This is a genomic window from uncultured Imperialibacter sp., from assembly GCF_963974565.1.
Classification (GTDB): Bacteria; Bacteroidota; Bacteroidia; order Cytophagales; family Cyclobacteriaceae; genus Imperialibacter; species Imperialibacter roseus.
This window is the reverse complement of record NZ_CAXBCJ010000014.1, coordinates 1-21422: the sequence shown is the minus strand read 5'-3', so window position 1 is coordinate 21422 and position 21422 is coordinate 1. Positions and strand designations below refer to the sequence as shown.

General features: G+C 47.1%; 17 protein-coding genes, 1 rRNA gene and 1 pseudogene. 15 read left to right on the top strand and 4 right to left on the bottom strand.

Features of this window, described 5'->3' with window-relative positions:
* Positions 1-52 precede the first annotated feature (52 nt).
* The 14 genes from AAC052_RS18590 to AAC052_RS18525 all read left to right on the top strand — a co-directional run bounded on the left by AAC052_RS18590 (position 53) and on the right by AAC052_RS18525 (position 15412).
* On the top strand, positions 53-1669 hold the full coding sequence (locus AAC052_RS18590) for a sodium:solute symporter (RefSeq protein WP_339814977.1): 1617 nt from the start codon (positions 53-55) through the stop codon (positions 1667-1669).
* Between the two features lie 120 nt (positions 1670-1789).
* Positions 1790-3103, top strand: coding sequence for an L-fucose:H+ symporter permease (gene fucP, locus AAC052_RS18585; protein ID WP_339814975.1), 1314 nt, complete (start codon positions 1790-1792; stop codon positions 3101-3103).
* A gap of 10 nt (positions 3104-3113) precedes the next feature.
* Entirely contained in the window at positions 3114-3467 is a 354-nt protein-coding gene (locus AAC052_RS18580; RefSeq protein WP_317488168.1) for an L-rhamnose mutarotase, read from the top strand.
* Positions 3460-4224 carry an SDR family oxidoreductase gene (locus AAC052_RS18575; RefSeq protein ID WP_339814974.1) on the top strand — a complete coding sequence of 255 codons (765 nt, stop codon included), beginning with the start codon at positions 3460-3462 and terminating at the stop codon, positions 4222-4224. Before AAC052_RS18580 ends, AAC052_RS18575 begins: the two co-directional genes overlap by 8 nt.
* A gap of 4 nt (positions 4225-4228) precedes the next feature.
* On the top strand, positions 4229-5083 hold the full coding sequence (locus tag AAC052_RS18570; RefSeq protein ID WP_339814972.1) for a fumarylacetoacetate hydrolase family protein: 855 nt from the start codon (positions 4229-4231) through the stop codon (positions 5081-5083).
* Positions 5084-5095: 12 nt separating this feature from the next.
* Complete coding sequence (locus AAC052_RS18565) at positions 5096-5929, top strand: amidohydrolase family protein (protein WP_339814971.1); 834 nt, start codon at positions 5096-5098, stop codon at positions 5927-5929.
* Positions 5930-6180: 251 nt separating this feature from the next.
* On the top strand, positions 6181-6621 hold the full coding sequence (locus AAC052_RS18560) for a hypothetical protein (protein WP_339814970.1): 441 nt from the start codon (positions 6181-6183) through the stop codon (positions 6619-6621).
* A 56-nt stretch (positions 6622-6677) separates the two neighbouring features.
* A complete protein-coding gene (locus AAC052_RS18555; RefSeq protein WP_317488172.1) occupies positions 6678-7457 on the top strand; it encodes an SDR family oxidoreductase in 780 nt (259 codons plus the stop codon).
* A 100-nt stretch (positions 7458-7557) separates the two neighbouring features.
* Positions 7558-8568, top strand: coding sequence for a zinc-binding alcohol dehydrogenase family protein (locus AAC052_RS18550; RefSeq protein ID WP_339814968.1), 1011 nt, complete (start codon positions 7558-7560; stop codon positions 8566-8568).
* A 67-nt stretch (positions 8569-8635) separates the two neighbouring features.
* Entirely contained in the window at positions 8636-10117 is a 1482-nt protein-coding gene (locus tag AAC052_RS18545) for a tagaturonate reductase (RefSeq protein ID WP_339814967.1), read from the top strand.
* A gap of 9 nt (positions 10118-10126) precedes the next feature.
* Positions 10127-11779 carry an altronate dehydratase family protein gene (locus AAC052_RS18540; RefSeq protein WP_317488175.1) on the top strand — a complete coding sequence of 551 codons (1653 nt, stop codon included), beginning with the start codon at positions 10127-10129 and terminating at the stop codon, positions 11777-11779.
* A gap of 84 nt (positions 11780-11863) precedes the next feature.
* On the top strand, positions 11864-12904 hold the full coding sequence (locus AAC052_RS18535; protein WP_317488176.1) for a sugar kinase: 1041 nt from the start codon (positions 11864-11866) through the stop codon (positions 12902-12904).
* A gap of 66 nt (positions 12905-12970) precedes the next feature.
* Positions 12971-13627, top strand: a complete 657-nt coding sequence (locus tag AAC052_RS18530; RefSeq protein WP_317488177.1) for a bifunctional 4-hydroxy-2-oxoglutarate aldolase/2-dehydro-3-deoxy-phosphogluconate aldolase — start codon at positions 12971-12973, stop codon at positions 13625-13627.
* A 27-nt stretch (positions 13628-13654) separates the two neighbouring features.
* Positions 13655-15412 (top strand): glycoside hydrolase family 9 protein, encoded by a 1758-nt coding sequence (locus AAC052_RS18525; RefSeq protein WP_339814966.1) that lies wholly within the window; start codon positions 13655-13657, stop codon positions 15410-15412.
* A 44-nt stretch (positions 15413-15456) separates the two neighbouring features.
* Here the strand turns inward: AAC052_RS18525 and AAC052_RS18520 are convergent.
* The 3 genes and pseudogenes from AAC052_RS18520 to AAC052_RS18510 form a co-directional block, all read right to left on the bottom strand.
* Positions 15457-15714, bottom strand: a pseudogene (locus AAC052_RS18520) (sulfatase/phosphatase domain-containing protein); the annotation flags it as partial.
* Entirely contained in the window at positions 15708-16946 is a 1239-nt protein-coding gene (locus tag AAC052_RS18515) for a sulfatase-like hydrolase/transferase (protein WP_339815064.1), read from the bottom strand. The gene AAC052_RS18515 and the pseudogene AAC052_RS18520, both read right to left, overlap by 7 nt.
* Positions 16947-17165: 219 nt before the next feature.
* Positions 17166-19613 (bottom strand): ABC transporter permease, encoded by a 2448-nt coding sequence (locus AAC052_RS18510; RefSeq protein WP_339814965.1) that lies wholly within the window; start codon positions 19611-19613, stop codon positions 17166-17168.
* Between the two features lie 243 nt (positions 19614-19856).
* On the opposite strand from AAC052_RS18510, the gene ygiD reads away from it, so the two are divergent.
* Positions 19857-20681, top strand: coding sequence for a 4,5-DOPA dioxygenase extradiol (gene ygiD, locus AAC052_RS18505; RefSeq protein ID WP_339814964.1), 825 nt, complete (start codon positions 19857-19859; stop codon positions 20679-20681).
* Between the two features lie 500 nt (positions 20682-21181).
* On the opposite strand, the gene rrf is transcribed toward ygiD, so the two are convergent.
* A 5S ribosomal RNA gene (rrf, locus tag AAC052_RS18500) occupies positions 21182-21293 on the bottom strand.
* Positions 21294-21422: the final 129 nt, after the last annotated feature.

Below are 21422 nucleotides of genomic sequence, written 5' to 3'. Positions count from 1 at the left end.
ACTTATAATTAAAAAATGCATTTTAACAGTTACACTCTACTTAAACCTACTTATGAACAGTTTTGAAACGCTAGACTGGATAGTCATTGTCGGCTATTTTGTGGTAATCGGTGGCCTCGCCGCCTGGGTCATTTCCCGAAAACAAAAAACTACTGAAGACTACTTCCTTGCAGGCCGCAACATTGGATGGTTTGTGGTTGGCGCCTCCATTTTTGCTTCCAACATCGGTTCGGAGCATGTGGTCGGTTTGGCCGGCACCGGAGCAGGCGACAAAATACCTATGCTTATTTATGAGCTGCATGCCTGGATTGTGCTCATGCTTGGCTGGGTATTTCTTCCCTTCTACATCCGCAGTGGTGTTTTCACCATGCCCGAGTTTCTCGAAAAAAGGTTCAGCCCGGGAACACGCTGGTTCCTGAGCGTCTTTTCATTAATAGCCTATGTGTTAACAAAAGTCTCCGTAACGGTGTATGCCGGTGGAATTGTGATCGCCTCCTTACTGCAAATCGACTTTTGGTTTGGCGCTTTAATGACAGTTATTCTTACTGGAATTTACACGGTATTGGGTGGTATGAAGGCCGTGGTATACACCGAAGCGCTACAAACTATTGTGCTTGTTATTGGCGCAGGCACACTTACGTTCATTGGTCTCGATGCCGTTGGCGGTTGGGAAGGCATGCGGTCAGCGCTGGAGCCAGGCTACCTCAACATGTGGCGCCCACCAAGCGATCCTGACTTTCCGTGGCCAAGTCTGGTTTTCTCCAGCACCATTGTCGGCATTTGGTACTGGTGCACCGACCAGTACATCGTACAAAGAGTGTTGTCAGCCAAAAACATCAAAGAAGGACGCCGGGGCACTATATTCGGCGGGCTATTAAAGTTGCTTCCAGTGTTTCTGTTTCTTATTCCGGGCGTGGTTGCACTGGCCTTGAAAAACCGTGGTGAGCTTTCGTGGGACACACCTGACCAGGCCTTTGCCACGTTGTTGATGGCCAAGATGCCAGTGGGCCTCAAAGGGCTTGTGGCAGCAGGCTTGCTGGCCGCCCTGATGAGTTCACTTGCCTCAGTGTTTAATTCGTGTTCCACGCTTTTCACGGTTGATATTTACAAAAAGCTAAGGCCCGAAACCCCAGACGACAAGCTGCTGAAAGTAGGCCGGATAGCCACTGGCATCGTCGTTGTGCTGGGCATCCTTTGGATTCCTATCATGCAGAACATTTCGGGTGTATTGTATGAATACCTGCAATCGGTACAGTCGTACATTGCGCCACCAATTGCAGCTGTGTTCTTATTGGGCATTTTCCATAAAAGAATCAATTCGAGGGGCGCATTAACTACACTTATCGTTGGTATGGCCGTGGTTTTTATCAGACTCTCACTGGAGTTGGCAAGCGATTCGCTTAATCCTAACAGCTTCTTGTATGCCTTCGGAAACGTGAACTTCCTTACGTTTTCATCGTGGTTCTTTTTGTTCTCCATTTTGGTCTGCCTGGTCGTCAGTATGACTTCTGCCGCACCATCAGCCGAACAAATAAAAGGGCTTACGTTTAGCACTTTGAGCGCTGAACAAAAAACCGAAAACAGGGCCAGCTACAACGCCTGGGATATTGTTTTCTCGCTGGTAGTGCTGGCCATTGTGGTCTATATCATGACCAGCTTTACGGGATAATTAGCCATCGGCCCTGTTTTATGAACTTATACAGGAAAAGCGCTTCGAAAGAGGCGCTTTTCTTAGTATGTTAGAGAGGCAGATCAGTTAGCTGCCATTTTTATAACACCTACCTATTTTATGTCGAGCAAGCAAAACTACACCCTGGGGTTTGTCTTAGTGACTTCCCTATTCTTTCTGTGGGGCTTCCCCAACGACCTTACCAACCCAATGGTTGAGGTGTTTAAAAATGTGCTAAACATTTCCAATGTAAAAGCCTCTTATGTCCAACTCGCCTTCTACGGAGGCTACGGCACCATGGCCATCCCAGCAGCACTGTTCATTAGAAAGTACAGCTATAAATCGAGCATTATTCTCGGGCTCTTTCTTTTCATGCTGGGATCGCTGCTCATGTATCCGTCGGCGCTGCTTGTGAGCTACAACTTGTTTTTAGTATCATTCTATATCCTCACGTTTGGCCTGGCATTCCTTGAAACCACAGCCAACCCAATGATCCTGGAACTGGGGCCAGCAGAGACAGCCACGCAGCGGTTGAACCTGTCACAGGCTTTCAACCCTATCGGCGCACTTACGGGGCAGGTGATTGCACGGATTTATGTCGTCGACAGGCTTGATACAAAAATTGGCGCCGATGCCCCCACGGAATTACTGTCTTTAGAACAGAAACAGCAAATCATTGAGCATGACCTCTCCATTGTAAGCACTCCTTATATCGTGCTTGGTTTCGTGGTGCTCGCCATCATGATTTTGTTTATGGTGGTGAAAATTGACGATCCCGCCAGACATGTGGACAAGCTCGATTTAAGAACGACATTCAAAAAACTATTCGCTAACAAGGACTACTACGAAGGCGTTTTCGCTCAGTTTTTCTACGTTGCCTGCCAAATCATGGTGTGGACGTTTATTTATCAGTACGTGACAAATTTGAATGAGTCACGACCGCTGGATGATCAGCTAAATGCAACGGTTTATGTGGTAGCTTCCACCATCTTGTTTTTGACTGCCCGCTGGATATGCACATTTCTCTTTCGCTATATCAATTCGGCCAGACTGATGCTCATTTTTGCTATGCTTGGGTCTGTGCTTTGTATTGGCGCCATACTTATTAATGGCATGGTAGGCTTGTACTGCCTGGTGGGTGTTTCCTTTGCCATGTCGCTGATGTTTCCAACGATCTATGGTATTGCCCTCAGAGGCATGGGCGATGAGGCAAAACTAGGGTCAGCCGGACTGATACTGGCCATAGTGGGTGGTGCTTTGATGCCACCTCTTCAGGGAGGCATCATCGATTGGGGAGGAACCGGATTAAATGACTTGCAATTGTTTGGCTCCATTCCTGAGGTCAACTTTTCTTTTATCTTACCGTTATTCTGCCTCCTTTTAGTAGGCATCTATTGCCTGAGAGTAATGAAAAGAAATAAAGCACTTTCGTAAACGACTGAAAATGCAGACTTTTTATCTGACACTTGACCTGAAAGATGATCCACAACTCATAGCTGACTATGAAAGGCATCACCAGCAAGTGTGGCCGGAAATTTTGGACAGCATCAAAGAAAGTGGAATAGAGCAGATGGAAATATACCGCTCAGGCAACCGGCTCTTTATGGTGATGAAAGCGAATAGTACTTTTAGCTTCGAGAAGAAGGCTGCAATGGATGCCACAAACCCGAAAGTACAGGAATGGGAAAAATTGATGTGGAGATACCAGCAGGCACTGCCCACAGCTAAACCTGGCGAAAAGTGGCTTTTAATGGATAAAATATTTTCTTTGACTGAACAACTGAATAAGAATGTATAATCTTAAAAATAGAACAGCCGTCATTACAGGAGGTGCCAGTGGTATTGGAAAAGCAACTGTCTTTGCCTTTGCAAGAGCCGGTGCTAACGTGCAAATCATTGACGTGAACCAAGCCAATGTCGACGCCACCCTCGCCGATTTAAAATCTGAAGGGCTTACAGCGCCTGCTCACATCTGCGATATTAGTAAACAAACGGAAGTACGGAAGCTTTTTACAACCATCGGCGACATCCATATCCTGGTGAACAATGCCGGCATTGCCCACATTGGCAGAGCCGACACAACCAGCGAAGATGACTTCCAACGGGTGATGGATGTGAATGTAAAAGGCGTCTACAATTGTATTCATGAGGCTATACCAATCATGAAAAAGCTTGGGGGCGGTGTAATTCTCAATATGGCCAGCGTGGCTGCGCAAATGGGTATCGCTGATCGTTTTGCCTATTCCACCAGCAAGGGGGCTATCTATGCCATGACATTGTCTGTTGCCAAAGATTACCTTGCCGACAATATCCGGTGTAATAGCGTTTCTCCCGGCAGAGTGCACACACCTTTTGTAGATGGGTTTTTGGCCAAAAACTACCCGGGCAAAGAGCAGGAAATGTTCGACAAACTTTCAAAAACACAGCCGATAGGCCGAATGGGGAAACCTGATGAAGTTGCCCATCTGGTCTTGTATTTGTGTTCCGATGAGGCTTCCTTTATCACCGGAACTGATTACCCAATTGACGGCGGATTTATAAAACTTAATACCTAGATAAATGCAACTACTAAGATTCGGCCCGGCGGGCAAAGAAAAACCAGGTGTAGCCATCGACGGCCAGCACTATGATGTATCACCCCTCGGTGAGGACTATGACGAAAAATTCTTCGGAACCGGTGGGCTGGAAAGACTAAAAGGCTTTGTTTCTCGAAACAAGACGTCGCTCGACAAAGTGCCTGCTGGTGCCAGGCTCGGCAGCCCCATTGCCCGGCCTTCCAAAATTGTCTGCATAGGCCTCAATTATGCCGATCATGCTAAAGAATCTGGCGCCAAAATTCCCGAAGAGCCAATCCTGTTCATGAAGTCTACAACATCACTTGTAGGACCAAATGATGAGGTAATGATTCCGAAAAACTCTGTAAAAACTGACTGGGAGGTGGAACTGGCCGTCATCATTGGAGCGAAGGCAAGCTACGTTTCAGAAGCAGATGCCATGAAACACGTGGCCGGCTATTGTTTGCACAACGACGTGTCGGAACGTGAGTTCCAGCTGGAGCGTGGTGGCACCTGGGACAAAGGCAAGGGCTGCGACACATTTGCCCCCCTCGGACCCTATGTGGTCACTCCCGATGAAATAAAAGACATCAACAATGTGCGTCTTTGGCTGTCCGTTAACGGAAAAATGATGCAGGACGGCTCCACCTCAGACCTAATCTTTAAGGTGCCATTCCTCATCTCTTACCTGAGCCAGTTCATGACCTTGCTTCCAGGTGATGTTATTTCCACAGGAACACCAAAAGGTGTTGGACTAGGTTTCAATCCGCCGATTTACCTGAAGCCTGGCGACGTAATGGAGCTGGGCATCGACGGCATGGGCGTGTCGAAGCAGAAAGTAGTTGCGTGGAGGGCCTGACTGCCTGCAAAAATGCCAAAAATTGATGCTCATCAGCACTTTTGGAAGTACGATTCGGCCCGACATGGCTGGATCAACGGCTCCATGAAGGTGATACAGCGGGATTTTATGCCCGATGACCTGGAGCCGGTGCTTCATGCGCACGGCATCGATAGCTGTGTGCTCGTACAAGTCGATCAAAACCAGCAGGAAAATGAATTTCAGCTGGCAAACGCACAAGCCAACGATTTTATCAAGGGCGTAGTGGGCTGGGTGGATTTACAAGCTGAAGACATAGAGCAGCAGCTCGCCTCGCTTAGCAAGTATAAAAAATTGAAAGGGTTTCGACACATCCTCCAGGGAGAAGCCGACGACGCCTTTATGTTGCGGCCGGCCTTTCGAAATGGGATCGGGAAGCTCAGGAAATTTGGATTCACATATGATATCCTCATTTTCCCAAAGCACCTGAAAAATGCCTGCCAGCTAGTCAAAGAGTTTCCCGATCAGCCGTTTGTGTTGGATCATCTTGCCAAGCCCTACATCAAGGCGGGCAAGATTGAGGAATGGAAAAAGGATATTAGTGCACTGGCCCAGTTCAACAACGTTATGTGCAAGGTATCTGGCATGGTCACCGAAGCTGATTGGAAAAACTGGCAAAAGGCTGACTTTACGCCTTATCTTGATGTGGTGGTTGAAGGCTTTGGAATGGACCGCCTCATGTTCGGCTCCGACTGGCCCGTTTGCCTTTGTGCAGCCGACTACACGCAGGTGGTTGATCTCGTCGACGATTATTTTTCCAGCTTTTCAAAGAGCGAGCAAGCAGCTTTTTGGGGCGGAAATGCTGCGAGGTTTTATAATCTAGAGTGACTTCTTTTGTAACCCTCCAAGGGGTTTCGAAACCCTTGGAGGGTTTAACGAAAATGCTGTTTAAAATGGCAAAACCAACAATTCCTCTTCGGCCAGATAAAACATATCACATTTGGACGCATGCCAATGGAAGTGAGAATATTTTCAGAATAGACGAAAATTCTCGCTACTTCCTTCAAAAATACAGCCTATACATATTTCCAATAGCTGACACTTTTGCTTACTGCCTAATGCCAAATCATCTACACCTAATGGTAAGGTTTAAGCCTGCGGAAGAGATAGCCCCGGTGGTTGAATTAAAAAAGTCTACTATTGAAGTCACACCCAATAGCATTCAAAAATTTCTTAGTAGTCAATTTTCTCACCTGTTGAATGGCTATACCCAGGCCTACAACAATATGTTTGATCGTAGAGGCAGCCTTTTTATACCTAATTTCGAAAGGAAAGTCGTTGAATCTAAAACCTATTATACACGGCTAATTACCTACATTCACCTTAACCCTATTCATCATGGGTTTGTATCTAACCTGAATGATTGGCTACATTCATCATGGCATAGTTACAGTTCGAGCAAACCAACACAGCTAAGGAGAGAGGAAGCTTCGGAATGGTTTGGCGATAAGGGGCTATTTACCCAAATGCATGAGGAATTTTTAAAAGAAGACGTTTGGAGAGATTTTGATTTTAATTGATTGCTAACAACCCTCCAAGCGGCTCCAGGCCCTTGGAGGGTTTACATAAATAGACCATGAATCTACACCTAAAAGACAAAGTAATCATCGTCACCGGCGGCGGAAGAGGCATAGGTGAAGCCATTTCCAAAACCCTGGCGGAAGAAGGTGCCATTCCCGTCGTCATAAGTCTTGATGAGCAAGACAACCTGAAGGTGGTGGCCGACATAGAGAAGTCAGGAGGGAAAGCTTACCAGCGCTCGACGCAATTGACCAGCCCGGAAGAATGCGAAAAAGCCGTGCAATTTGCTTTTGAAAAAGCTGGGCGGATTGACGGCTTAGTGAATAATGCTGGCGTTAACGACAGTGTGAACCTGGAGCATGGCAGCTACGAAAAGTTCATGGCAAGCATCCATAAAAACGTGGTGCACTACTATATGATTGCTCATTATGCCCTGCCCTACCTCAAAGCGAATAAAGGTGCCATCGTGAACATCGTGTCGAAAACCGCCGAAACCGGGCAGGGTGGCACATCTGCCTACGCAGCGGCCAATGGCGGACGCAATGCCCTCACCCGTGAGTGGGCAGTGGAGCTGCTGAAATACGGTATTCGTGTCAATGGCGTGGTGGTGTCTGAGTGCTGGACGCCCATGTACGAATGGTTTGTGGCCCAGCAGCCCAACCCAAAAGAGTACCTGAAAAAAGTAACAGACCGGATTCCGCTGGAAAACCGAATGACAACACCGGAAGAAATCGCCAACACAGTTGCGTTTCTGCTTTCTGACAGATCGAGCCACACCACCGGACAACTTATCCATGTCGATGGCGGCTACGTTCACCTCGACAGAGCACTTTAATTCGTGAGGATATGCAATCAAGTAAGGGACAACGCCATCTATCTCGTCATCTATTTGACAACCCTATGAACTCTTCTAAACTGAAATAGAACAACTCCTGATGAAATCTCTTATTTGCACTACACCCGGCCAATTCGATTATCAGGATCTTCCAGAACCGTCCTTTTCCAAGGGCAACACCATCCTGAAAATCAAAAGGATAGGCATCTGCGGTACTGATCTTCATGCCTACGAAGGCACACAGCCCTACTTCAATTACCCGAGAATCCTGGGGCACGAACTAGCAGCTGAGATAGCCGAAACAGACGCTCCAGGCTTCTCAAAAGGCGAGCAAGTTACCTTCATCCCCTACTTCAACTGCGGCACCTGCATTGCCTGCACTTCTGGCAGGCCCAACTGCTGCGAAACCCTTAAAGTAAGTGGTGTGCACATCGACGGCGGCATGGCTGAGTACCTTTCTGTCCCTTCTTATTTTTTGGTGCATGGCAACGATCATACCTTAGAAGAACTGGCTCTTGTGGAGCCGCTGGCGATAGGGGCCCACGCAGTAAGACGTGCGCAAATAAGAAAGGGCGAATTTGCGCTGGTGATTGGTGCCGGGCCTATTGGGTTGGGCATTATGGAGTTTGCCAGAATAGCCGGTGCCAAAGTCATAGCAATGGATATCAACGACCAGCGACTAGCCTTTTGCAAAGAAAAAAACATTGTGGCCCTTACAGTTAATCCTTCAGAAGGAAACCCCGCCGAAACCATAAAGGACATCACAGGCGGTAGCATGCCAACAGTGGTTTTCGATGCCACTGGCAGCCTTTTTGCCATCAATAAAGCTTTTAGCTACATGGCTCACAGCGCCCGGTACATACTCGTTGGTCTGCAAAAAGGAGACATCACATTTAGTCATCCGGAGTTTCACAAACGGGAAGGCACCCTGATGAGCAGCCGCAATGCCACCCGGGAAGACTTTGAACATGTGCTGGCCTGCATGAAAAGCAAACTCATCGACCCGGGTACCTATATCACACACCGGGTCGCCTTTGATAAAGTAAAGAAAACTTTCGACTCCTGGCTCGATCCAAAAACAGGCGTCATCAAAGCGATGGTAGAGATATAAAACCCGTTTTTCAGCTTTCTCTAAAATTATGTAACTAGGGGCCGTTTCGACCTCCCAACCGATTTCAATGAAACTTACCAAACAAACCCTTCAAGAAATTGAATTCCCGAAAGGAACCGCTGTGCCTCCCTCCAACGTCTTTAACCTCCCGGAAAAAGTGCTGCAGTTTGGCACAGGCATCCTGCTTCGTGGACTTATCGACTACTTCATCGATAAAGCCAACAGACAAGGGGTTTTCAACGGTAGAGTTGTCGTTATTAAGTCGACAGACCGGGGAGGCGCCAACGAATTCCAGGAGCAGGACGGGCTATATACCCATGTAGTCAGAGGCATTCAAGAAGGAAAAACTGTTGACCAAACAATTGTCAACAGCAGTATCAGCCGGGTGCTTTCCGCTAAAAGCGAGTGGGAAGAAATCATGAAATGTGCGGTCAATCCCGACATAGAGGTCATTGTTTCCAACACCACCGAAGTGGGAATTGCTTTACTTGACGGAGATAAAATCACGGCCAAGCCTCCAACATCATTTCCTGGTAAGCTGCTGGCCATATTACAGGCTCGCTACACTGCCGGCCTACCAGGATTTGTCATCGTGCCCACAGAACTTATTGTCGACAATGGACAAAAGCTGAAAGACATCGTGCTTACTTTGGCAAAACAAAACCAGCTGGACACAGCTTTCATCAAGTGGATTTCCGAAGCCAACCACTTCTGTAGTTCTCTTGTCGACAGAATAGTGCCCGGAAAACTTCCCGATACTGACCGCAATTTCGACTACGCTGATGACCTGGCCATTCTTTCTGAACCCTATAGTTTGTGGGCCATCGAAGCGTCTGATCCAAAAGTAAACAATGTGCTTTCTTTTGCCAAAGCAGACAAAGGCGTAGTGATTGCACCAGATATTACAAAATACCGGGAGCTGAAGCTGCGACTGCTCAACGGAACGCACACCCTTTCAAGTGGCATAGGAGTGCTCGCTGGCATCGAAACGGTGAAAGAAGGCATGAAAGACAATGCACTGTCTGGCTTCATTGAAACCCTCATGATGCAGGAATTGGCCCCAGCCATCAGCGGGCCATCACTTTCGGTAGACGAAGCCAGAAGCTACGGACAAACCGTTCTTGACCGGTTTCGCAATCCATTTATCCAACACAAATGGCTCAGCATCACCTTGCAGTATTCTTCCAAAATAAAGATGCGAGACCTGCCGATTCTGTTAAAGCACTACGAGCAAAAGAGCGACGTACCCTCACTTTTCGCCCTTGGTTTTGCAGCGTCCATTTGTTTTATGAAATCAGAAGCAAAAGGGTCTGAGTACTATGGAACCGCCAATGGAAAAGAATACCTGATCCAGGATGACAAAGCTGGCTACCTGAGCGACCTTTGGAAAAAGTACGGTGCTGAGAAAATAGCCAATGCTGTACTCAGGGACGAAAGCCTTTGGAGCGCCGATCTCACCAGGCTACCCGGCTTCGAAAAAGATGTCACCGAAAAACTCTCCCTTATTTCTTCCGGCGGAATGAGGGCTGCACTGCAAACTGTTTTGTAAATTTCTGCCATGAACGCTAAAGTCCTTAAAGTACACCCAGCCGACAACGTCATCGTTGCCCTCACCGACCTTGCCCAGGGCGACACAGTGAGCCTGGACGGGGCCAGCTACACACTCAAAGAACCCATTGCCGCCAAGCATAAGTTCACCATGAATGACATGGCTCAGGGCGATAAAATCAAAATGTACGGCCTGGTGGTAGGCACTGCTAAAAATCCCATTGCAAAGGGCATGAGAATTTCCGTTGAGAACACCACGCATGCAGTGGGCGACCTTCATGCAAGAGAGAAAAAAAACAACTGGGTCGCCCCCGATGTTAGCAAGTGGAAAAGCAAAACTTTCATGGGTTATCACCGGTCGGACGGATCTGTCGGCACTGCCAACTACTGGGTAGTGGTGCCGATGGTTTTTTGTGAAAACAAAAACGTTGACTCGTTGAAAGAGGCACTTCTGGAAGAACTTGGGTTCTCTAGCCCAAAAAAATACAAGCAGTTCACAAAACGACTGATTTCTATGTACCAGTCGGGGCAGAGTGTTTCCGACATACAGGAAGTGGCTTTTGACGAAACCACCATTGGTGTTAGCAACAACCCACTTTTCCCCAATGTAGACGGCATCCGCTTCCTCACCCACTCCATGGGCTGTGGCGGCACCCGGCAGGATGCGCAGGCACTTTGTGGTTTGTTGGCTGGCTATATCACCAACCCCAATGTTGCTGGTGCAACGGTGCTAAGCCTTGGTTGTCAAAATGCACAAGCGAGCATTTTGAAAGAAGAAATTGACAAGCGCTCCCCTAAGTTCAACAAGCCTTTTCAGGTGTTTGAACAGCAGAAAATGGGCCGTGAAGCAGACCTTATCGGTGAGGCTGTGAAACAGATCTTTACAGGACTGATCATCGCCAACCAGTCACATAGAGAGCCCGCATCGTTGAGCAAACTTTGCGTGGGGCTGGAATGTGGCGGTTCCGATGGATTCTCGGGCATCTCGGCCAATCCGGCTATCGGCTATACTTCCGATCTCATATCAGCCCTGGGCGGCTCCGTCATCCTTTCGGAGTTTCCTGAGCTTTGCGGAGTAGAACAAGAACTTTGCGACCGCTGTGTCGACGAAGCCACAGCCAATCGGTTCGTCGACCTGATGACTCGCTACAACCAACGAGCCCACGAGGCAGGTTCCGGCTTCGACATGAACCCCTCGCCAGGCAATATCAAGGATGGCTTGATCACTGATGCTATCAAATCGGCAGGAGCGGCGAAAAAAGGTGGCACTTCGCCGGTAATGGATGTGCTCGACTACCCCGAAAAGGTGCGCAAGCAAGGCCTTACGCTACTTTGCACACCTGGCAATGATGTGGAATCAACAACGGGCATGGTTGGCTCCGGCGCAACAATCTGCCTCTTCACAACTGGCCTGGGCACGCCTACAGGCAATCCGATAGCCCCGGTCATCAAGCTGTCGAGTAATACCAAGCTGTATGAAAAAATGCCTGACATCATTGATATCAATACAGGCCCCATTATCGAAGGCAGCGAAACTATCGAACAAGCAGGCGGGCGCATCCTCGATTACCTGATCAAAGTGGCTAGTGGCGAAGAAAAATGTGCAGCTGATCGAAATGGCCAGGAAGATTTTATTCCCTGGAAGAGGGGTGTTTCCCTTTAATTTCGTCTAATAACCAAATGGCCATACGGGGCATTAGAATAAAGAAAATGTTTTAACTTTCATCCGAATTAATTCACTCCGACAATGAAAAAAGTAGTAACATTTGGCGAGATCATGTTGAGGTTGTCACCTCCGGGTTTTCTTAGATTTTCACAAGCCAACTCCTTCGATGTAGTTTATGGAGGCGGCGAATCAAACGTGGCCGTTTCCCTGGCTAACTACGGTGTACCTGTTGATTTTGTGACCAGGCTCCCCAAAAACGATCTTGGCGAATGTGCGTTGATGGAGATGCGCAAGCGAGGTGTGAATACGCAAAACATCATTTTCGGCGGAGATCGTCTGGGGATCTACTTTCTGGAAACCGGCGCAGTGAGTCGTGGCAGCAAAGTAGTTTACGACAGAGCCCACTCGTCAATGGCCGACATCAAGCCGGGCATGATCGATTGGAAAAAGGTATTTGAAGGAGCTGGCTGGTTCCACTGGACTGGTATTACGCCCGCCATTTCGCAGGGCTCAGCCGACGCTTGCCTTGAAGCGGTAAAGGTGGCCAGCGATATGGGCATCACTATTTCTACTGACCTCAACTATAGAGCTAAACTTTGGAAATATGGTGTACCTTCTGAACCCATCATGACTGAGCTTACTTCCTATTGCGATATTATCCTAGGCAATGAAGAAGACGCTGAAATGCACTTTGGCATCAAGCCAGAAGGACTGAATGTAACCACACAGGGGCATGAAGTAACAGCGCAAGCCTTTCTTTCGGTGTGTAAGCAAATGATGGTGAAGTTCCCAAAGGCTAAGAAAGTAATTACTACGTTGAGAGGTTCTATCTCTGCATCACACAATTCGTGGGCTGGGGTATTGTACGACGGCAAAAAAATGTTCGAATCGAAGCAATATCAGATCACTCACATTGTTGATCGTGTTGGTGGCGGCGACTCCTTCATGGGCGGTTTGATCTACGGGTTGCTGCAGTATCCTGACAACGATCAGCATGCGCTTGATTTCGCAGTTGCCGCTTCGTGTCTGAAGCATACCATCGTTGGTGATGCCAACCTGGCTACCAAAAGCGAGGTGGAAAAACTCATGGGAGGCGACGCTTCCGGTAGAGTAGCCCGTTAGTGAATGTGCCGTTTCGGCGGCACAATTTTATTTCCTTGTTTTACGAATCCATATCAAAAAAGAGAAATGTCCAATAGACCAGACGCCATAGCCGCTATTAAGGCCCAAAGAATGCTTCCATTGTTTTATCATTCCGACAAAGAAGTGAGCATCAGAGCCATTGAAGCCCTTTATAAAGCCGGAATTCGTACGATAGAATTCACCAATAGGGGAGCGGAGGCTTTCGGTGTTTTCGAATACCTGAAAAAGCAATCGTCTAAGGATTTTCCCGGGCTACTCCTCGGCATAGGAACCATCAAAGATGTGGGAGCGGCTCGTAGTTTTATCGGCATTGGTGCCGACTACATCATCTGCCCAGCCATGAACCCTGATGTGGCAGAAGTGACACACAAGGCTGGTTTGCAGTGGATTCCTGGCTGCATGACACCAACCGAAATTGCTGGCGCCGAGCTAAATGGTGCTAAGTTGGTAAAACTGTTTCCAGGCAACCTCCTGGGCCCCGAGTTTGTATCTGCAGTCAAAGCAGTTTTCTCCGATCTTCTTTTTATGCCAACAGGGGGTGTAGAGGCTGAAGAAAGCAACCTCAAAGGCTGGTTCAAATCAGGCGTGTGTGCCGTGGGTATGGGTAGTAAACTGGTTAGCAAAGACCTGCTCGATGCAAAAGACTACGCCGGACTAGAAAGGAAAACGAAAGAGGCGATTGAGTTGATCAAGAAGATTTAAAGTTTCACTCCTGAAAACAGGAACAACATGAAATACGTCCGAAGTGTCCTTAACCTTATTTTGTTATTGGCCATTTCTTTCGCTTGTCAGCAACAAAATAAGTCAGAGCCCGCCGAGGGCTCTGGCATTTACCTTAACCAAATTGGGTTTTACGTTGGCGCTCCTAAAATCGCTATCATTAAAGGTGCAGCGGCGGATAAATTCACTGTCGTTGACCTTAACTCAAACAAGGCAGTTTTTGAAGGACAGCTAGGTGAGCCGAACCAATCGTCATTTGGCAATTACACCACTCGTGCCGCCGATTTCACCATACTCGACAGGCCGGGTAGCTATGTCATTCAGGCGACTGGCCTGGCCGACTCCTATCCCTTTGAAATAGAGCCGAACGTGCTGAATGAAGTCAGCAAAGCTTCCATAAAAGGCTTTTACTACCAGCGTATGTCAACTGACCTGCCGGAAATCTATGCTGGCAAATGGACCAGAGCAGGTGGCCATCCCGACACTGCCGTTTTTGTACACCCCTCGGCGGCAACATCCGAAAGGCCCACCGACTTCAAACTGTCAGCCCCCAAAGGCTGGTACGATGCCGGCGACTATAATAAGTACATTGTCAACAGCGGCATTACAATGGGTACTTTACTGTCCGCTTATGAAGACTTCCCTGCCTATTACAGCAAGCTTGATCTGAATATTCCTGAAAGCAACAATGATATTCCGGACCTTCTTGACGAAACACTTTGGAATCTTCGCTGGATGCTGCGGATGCAAGACACCGACGGTGGAGTTTACCATAAACTGACCACGGCCAAATTTGAGGGCATGGTGATGCCTGAAAATGCTACCAACAAAAGATGGGTTGTGCAAAAAAGTACCACCGCCACGCTGGATTTCGCTGCCGTAACCGCTCAAGCAAGCAGGGTCTTTGCAAACTTTGAATCTCAGCTGCCCGGTCTTGCCGACAGCTGTCTGGCCGCCTCCAAAAAGGCGTGGAAGTGGGCACAGCAAAACCCGGAGGTACTTTACAATCAAGACGAAGTGAACAAGGCCCACGACCCGGACATAACTACCGGAGCTTACGGCGACAAATCAGTAGGTGACGAGTTCATTTGGGCGGCTTGTGAGCTTTATATTTCGACAGGTGACGAGGCCTACTATTCCGCCATCAACCTATTTCCTGATGAGAATCTGTCTTTACCTTCTTGGGGAAATGTGAGACTAATGGGATACTATTCGCTCGCCCGCTTTATCAATAAACTTCCGCACACCAGCTTTTCAGAAATAACTCCTTTAAGGGCTCAGTTGATAAATTTTGCAGACGGGTTACTAAATGGGTCAGCCGCCTGGCAAACGGTAATGGGTGGTTCGGAAAAAGACTTTGTCTGGGGTAGCAGTGCCGTAGCTGCGAACCAGGGTGTGGCTTTGCTTCAAACCTACCGATTGACCAACGACAAAAAGTATCTGGAAGGGGCCCTGAGTAACATGGATTATCTGCTTGGCAGAAACGCAAGCGGGTATTCCTTTGTAACGGGCCATGGCGACAAGAGCCCAATACATCCTCACCACCGACCGTCAGTTGCCGATGGGATAGACGAGCCTGTTCCCGGCCTACTTTCCGGCGGTCCCAACCCCGGACAACAGGATGGCTGTGAAGGCTACCCTTCAAATATTCCTGACGAGTCGTTTGTCGATAATGATTGTTCTTATGCTTCCAACGAAATCGCCATCAACTGGAACGCACCTTTGGTTTACCTCCTGGGGGCTATGGAAGTTCTTTACAATAACTAGTCAGCCTTACCACCCATTCAGTTTAGCTCACGCTCCGGACAGAATTATAAGCGATCACCGCCTATGAACTCCTCACCCCGTGTTAAGTCAATGATCTCGGGCTGTTCGTTCAGCTCAATCTGCTTTTCTATCAGTTTGGCTTTCAACTCTTCGACTACATCACCATATTTTGGATCATCAATGAGGTTATTCATCTCCTGAGGATCTTGTTGTAAATCATACAGCTCCCAGGTGTCGACATCATGGTAAAAATGAATAAGCTTATACCTGTAGTTTCTAATGCCATAGTGTCTTTTTACTTTGTGCCAGCCATGAGGATACTCATAATAATGATAGTATACCGACTCCCGCCATTCGGGTCTTTCACCCCGGCCTCAAACAAAGGTCGCATTGACAGGCCCTGCATTTCTTTTGGTATCTCTACACCAGCGTAGTCAAGAAAAGTCGGTGCAAAATCAATATTCATCACCAGCTCCTCAATAGAGGTTCCTGACCTGATCCCCTTCGGATATTTGATAAGCATAGGCGTTCTGAACGATTCCTCGTACATAAACCGCTTGTCGTACATTCCATGCTCGCCCAAATAAAACCCTTGATCCGACGTGTACACAACAATGGTGTTCTCCGCCAGGCCTTCCGCCTCAAGGTAGTCCAGCACTCTTCCAACATTTTCGTCCACAGACACAATGCACTTCAGGTAGTCTTTAATGTACCTCTGGTACTTCCAGTTCCATAGCTCCTTTCCGGAAAGATTAGCCGACTTGAAAGCCAACCCAACGGAGTCGTAGTAAGCGTCCCAGGGCACTCTCTGCTCCTCAGTCATTCGATTCAACATCGCCGCATAGGAAGATTCCGGGTCAGAAGGGCCAACAGCGCCACCCGTGCCGGTTTCTTCTTCATAATAATCTGGCGTCAATTTAAGGTCGTTAGACAGCCACATATTGGTGATTTGCTGATCTTGTTCAGCCAGGGCTTGCCTGCCTTTGTAGTCATCATACAGCGTCGCAGGAATAGGCAGATCTTCCTCAAAAAGCCTAAAATGTTTAATGTTTGGCTGCCAGTTTCTATGTGGGGCCTTGTGTTGAAGCAACATGACAAAAGGCTTTGACTTATCTCTGCTTTGCAGAACCGAGAGCCCCTCATCAGTAATCACATCTGTGGTATAGCCATTCACGACGGTGGTGTCATTTTCTGAAACCAGTCTCGGGTTATAATACTCCCCCTGGTCGATAAGTATCTTCCAAAAATCAAATCCCTGTGGCTTCGACTTCAAATGCCATTTCCCTATCAGATAGGTTTGGTAGCCAGCTGTTTTAAGCAGCTTCGGAAATATCATCTGACTGCCATCAAATTCATCCCGGTTGTCTCTCAAGCCATTAAGATGGCTGTATTTCCCTGTAAGTATGGCCGCACGACTGGGAGCGCAGATGGAGTTTGTAACAAAGGCATTTCGCATCAGAGCACCTTCCTGAGCAATCCGATCAATATTTGGCGTCCTGATAAGTTCTTTGCTATAGGCACTAATAGCCTTCATAGCGTGGTCATCGGACATGATAAAAAGAATATTGGGTTTCGGCACTTCCTCCTTGCTTTCCTGCGTGCTGCTTTCATTTTGAGAGCAACCAAAGGCCAATACAGACAAGAGAGGTAGTAGAAATCGTTTCATAATTTTTGAGCTTCCTTTAGTGGAAGCTCAAAATACGAATGATCTTAAAAAGATGCTGCATCAGCAGAAAAAGGCAACTGCTTTTCTTCACTCATTCCTAAGTGATCTCACAGGGTTGGCCGTGGCTACCTTCATCGTTTGGAAACTAACTGTAAGTACAGAAATCACCAATACGGCTAAACCAGCTAGTACAAATACATCTATGCCGATTTCCGTTTGATAAGGAAAGTCGTTGATCCAGTTCTGCATGAAAAAATAAACAATTGGGGCAGATGCAACAATGGCAATTCCAATGATGATGAGATAGTCTTTTAGTAGTAAAAAGAAGATACCCGCCACTTTCGAACCGAGCACTTTTCTTATCGCAATTTCTTTGGTGCGCTGCTGGGCAGTAAAAGTAGCCAGGCCAAGCAGGCCAAGGCAGCCTATCAGCACGGCTAACACTGCAAAAGTGGTGAAAAGCTTGCCAAACTTTCGCTCATTTTCATACTGTGTATTGAAGTAGTCATCAAGAAAAAAATAGTCAAAGGGATTACCTGGAAATGCCCTTGTCCATGCCGCTTGCACCTCCTTGATTGCACCCTGCAAGTCATTCGTTACCAGCCGTACGGAATAAAACTCACCGCCATATAATGTGCAGTAGAAAATACTTGGCTCCAGGGCGTTCTTGAATGACTTCTGATGATAGTCATTCACCACACCTACTATCTTGGGTGCCCAACGAAACCCTGGTACGTCAACAAACTTCCCTACTGCATCGGCCGGAGAGCTGAAGCCAAGCAGTGAAACCGCCGACTCAGTAATAATAACCGAAGTGTCTTGGTCTGCGGTGAATTCCCTTGCGAAGTACCTGCCTGCTATCAGAGAGGGTTCAAAGACATCCTGATAATCATAATCCATACTATTGAAACGCAGTGGCACAATGTTGTCGTCCGACGTTCCGTATTTTTTCACTCCCACTATGTAATCTCTCTGCTTCCCCGGAACCGTCGCCGTCGTGCTTACAGCATTCAGCGTAGGGCTTTGCTTTATTTCATTCCTGAACACGTCGATGGAAGAATTGAATGCTTCCCTGTCCCTTGGAGCTATCCCCGGCCTCTCAACAACAAGTACCTGATCAATATTGACTCCAATGTCCTGACTCTTCATGTACTTGAGCTGATTAAACACGATCAGAGTACCGGCAATGAGTGAAACAGAAGCAACAAATTGGAGCAAAACAAGCCCTTTCCTAAGCATGACACCTCGCTGGCTGGTCGCCATCTTTCCTCGTAAAACTTCAACCGGAGCAAAGGATGACAAAACAAAAGCAGGGTAAAAGCCGGAAAGAATAGTACCAACAAGCCAGATAACTGCCACCATCAGAACAAACCAGTCAGACACAAAATAAGAAGCTGTAAGTGACAAGCCGGACACATTGTTATAAATACCCAGGCAAGCCAGCGAAATGATCAACGCCAGAACGAGTGCAATCAGATTTACCATGGCCGACTCAACCATAAACTGAGCAATAAGTTGATTTTTATACGCCCCCATTACCTTTCTGATGCCTACTTCTCTGGCTCTTTCCAACGCCCGGGCCGTTGCCAGATTGACGTAATTAATCCATGCAATTATGATGACGAAAACGCCAATTAAGCCGAGAAATAAAACAATATCGGCATCGCCGTTCGTCTCCGGCTCGTCCGCTAAATTGCTATGGAGATGAATATCTTGCAGTGCCTGGAGACTTAGTTTATCTTCTACCGCTATGGTTTGATCCTTCGGCTTATACTTATCAAGAACAGCAGGAAATTTTCCCTCAAATGCTTCCAGATCGGTTCCAGGCCTTAGCTTTACAAAAGTGTACATATCCTTTCTAGCCCAACTGGTATTATATCGCCCGGGAGCATATTCTCCTCTTGCATATAATGTTTTATAGGAAAAAAGGACATCAAACTTTAGATGGGTATTTGGAGGAAGGTCTCTGAAAACGCCAGTCACCTCACAAAGCTCATTGTTGAAATCATCATCCTGCATCCGTATCAACTTTCCGATAGGATTATCGTTCCCAAAATACTTTTTCGCCTGTGTTTCAGAAATCACGGCCTTAAAGGGCTCAGCCAATGCCGTGGCAGCGTCGCCTGACACCATCTCATATCCCATCAACGACAGAAATGAGGAGTCAGCATAAAGAAACCTACGTTGCTTGAAAGCCACCGGCTCGCCCGCCTCTGGCGTATAGGTGATAATCACATTGTTCTTATAGCCCAAATTGTAGAGACGGGCGTAATTTGTCACCTCTGAAAATTCATGAAGAAATGCAGGCCCGGCACCAGGATAGTTCTCGGCACTAGAAACTACCCGTTCACCGTTCCTGAACACGTCAAGCTTGACCCTGTAAATATTATCGGCCTCTGGAATAAAATTTTCGTAGCTCCGTTCAAAGTGTACATACTGAGCTATTAACATGAAAACCGCCACACCAATTGAAAGGCCAATGATGTTGAGTGCCGAAAAGAAACGGTTTTTCAGCAGGCTTCTAAACGAAGCCATAATGAGATTTTTAACCATGATTGATTAGTCCTGATAAATAAAAAGCTTGTTGATGAATCAACAGAAGAGTTTTTGCCCAATGCATTGTTAATTTAGTAAAGACTTCATTTCAGGCCAATGGTTACAAGAAATATTAATCTGCTACAGGTCAGTGATTTATGTTGAAGACGCCGGGAACCAATTAAGACAATTATATGTACATACATTTAATAGTATTAAGAATCACTATCAAATTCCGCTGCCATGAACAGCCTAAATGACCTAAGAAAATTTAGTGGAACACTGAAGGCTTCAGAAAAAATGCCAGTAGTTTTCGTTGGACACGGTAGCCCTATGAATGCTATTGAAGAAAATACGTACACAAAGGGTTGGCACTCCTTGGGTTATGAGCTACCGAAGCCAGCCGCCATCCTTTGCATTTCAGCACACTGGGAAACAAAGGGTACTTATGTAACGGCAATGGAACAACCAAAAACCATTCATGACTTTGGAGGATTTCCCAGGGAATTATTTGCCGTTCAATACGCTGCACCTGGCAGCCCCGAACTCGCAGAGGAAACAAAAAAACTTGTTGAAAAAACCGACATTTTATTTGACCACGATCACTGGGGGTTAGACCACGGCTGCTGGAGCGTGGTCAAAAATATGTACCCCGATGCTGATATCCCCATTATCCAGATGAGCATAGACCACTTCAAGTCTCCGCAGTGGCACTACGACTTGGCCAAAGAACTGGCTACCCTGAGAAAAAAAGGTGTCCTTATTTTAGGTAGTGGTAACATGGTACACAACCTGCGCCTTGTCAATTGGAATGACATGTTTGCCAAATATGACTGGACTGAGTCAATCAATGCTCAGTTCAAGAGCCTCATATCGGACAGAAATCATACCCCGTTAATCAACTATCAATCTCTGGGGAAAGAAGCCCAACTGGCTATTCCCACCCCTGAGCACTATTTACCAATGCTTTACATATTGGGCTTGCAGGAACAAAAAGATGAGATTTCATTTTTCAATGATGATTCGTGGGGCCCTATCAGCATGACCTCATTTAAGATCTCTGGCTAATAATGCCTTAGATAATCAAATAGAGGAGAAACAGAAGCACCAGGAATATAGCCATCCATTTAACCACTGGGGAGTACTGGTCAAACTTGTGTCCGCAGATAGGACATACTTTACTGCTCCTATCAATATCCATGGCACACGATGGACATTCTTTCTTTTTCATCCTAACGCTTTTCGTTGAAGGTAACAAAATCATCCTAAACGCAAAAAAGCCTCTAAGATTACTCTTAGAGGCTTTGACAACCTTGCGGGTTGTTTGATAAAATCAGGCAACGACCTACTCTCCCACCTTGCACACAGGCGGACGGCCAGTCTACCATCGGCGCAGACAGGCTTAACTTACACTCTTTCTCGATACTCCCTAGGTTTCCCGCTTGATCCATTATACTCTTTCACGATACTCCCCAGATTTTCCGCTTGACTCTAAATCATCCTAAACGCAAAAAAGCCTCTAAGATTACTCTTAGAGGCTTTGACAACCTTGCGGGTTGTTTGATAAAATCAGGCAACGACCTACTCTCCCACCTTGCACAGCAGTACCATCGGCGCAGACAGGCTTAACTTCTCTGTTCGGAATGGGAAGAGGTGGACCCCGTCGCTATAGTCACCTAAAGCTCTTAGTAAGTGCACTAACGCTACAACTCCAACTTCTCTGTTCGGAAGGGGAAGAGGGGGGACGCCTAGTCTGGACCCCGTCGCTATAGTCACCTAAAGACCTTCGTGATCTTTTCAACTTGCTCC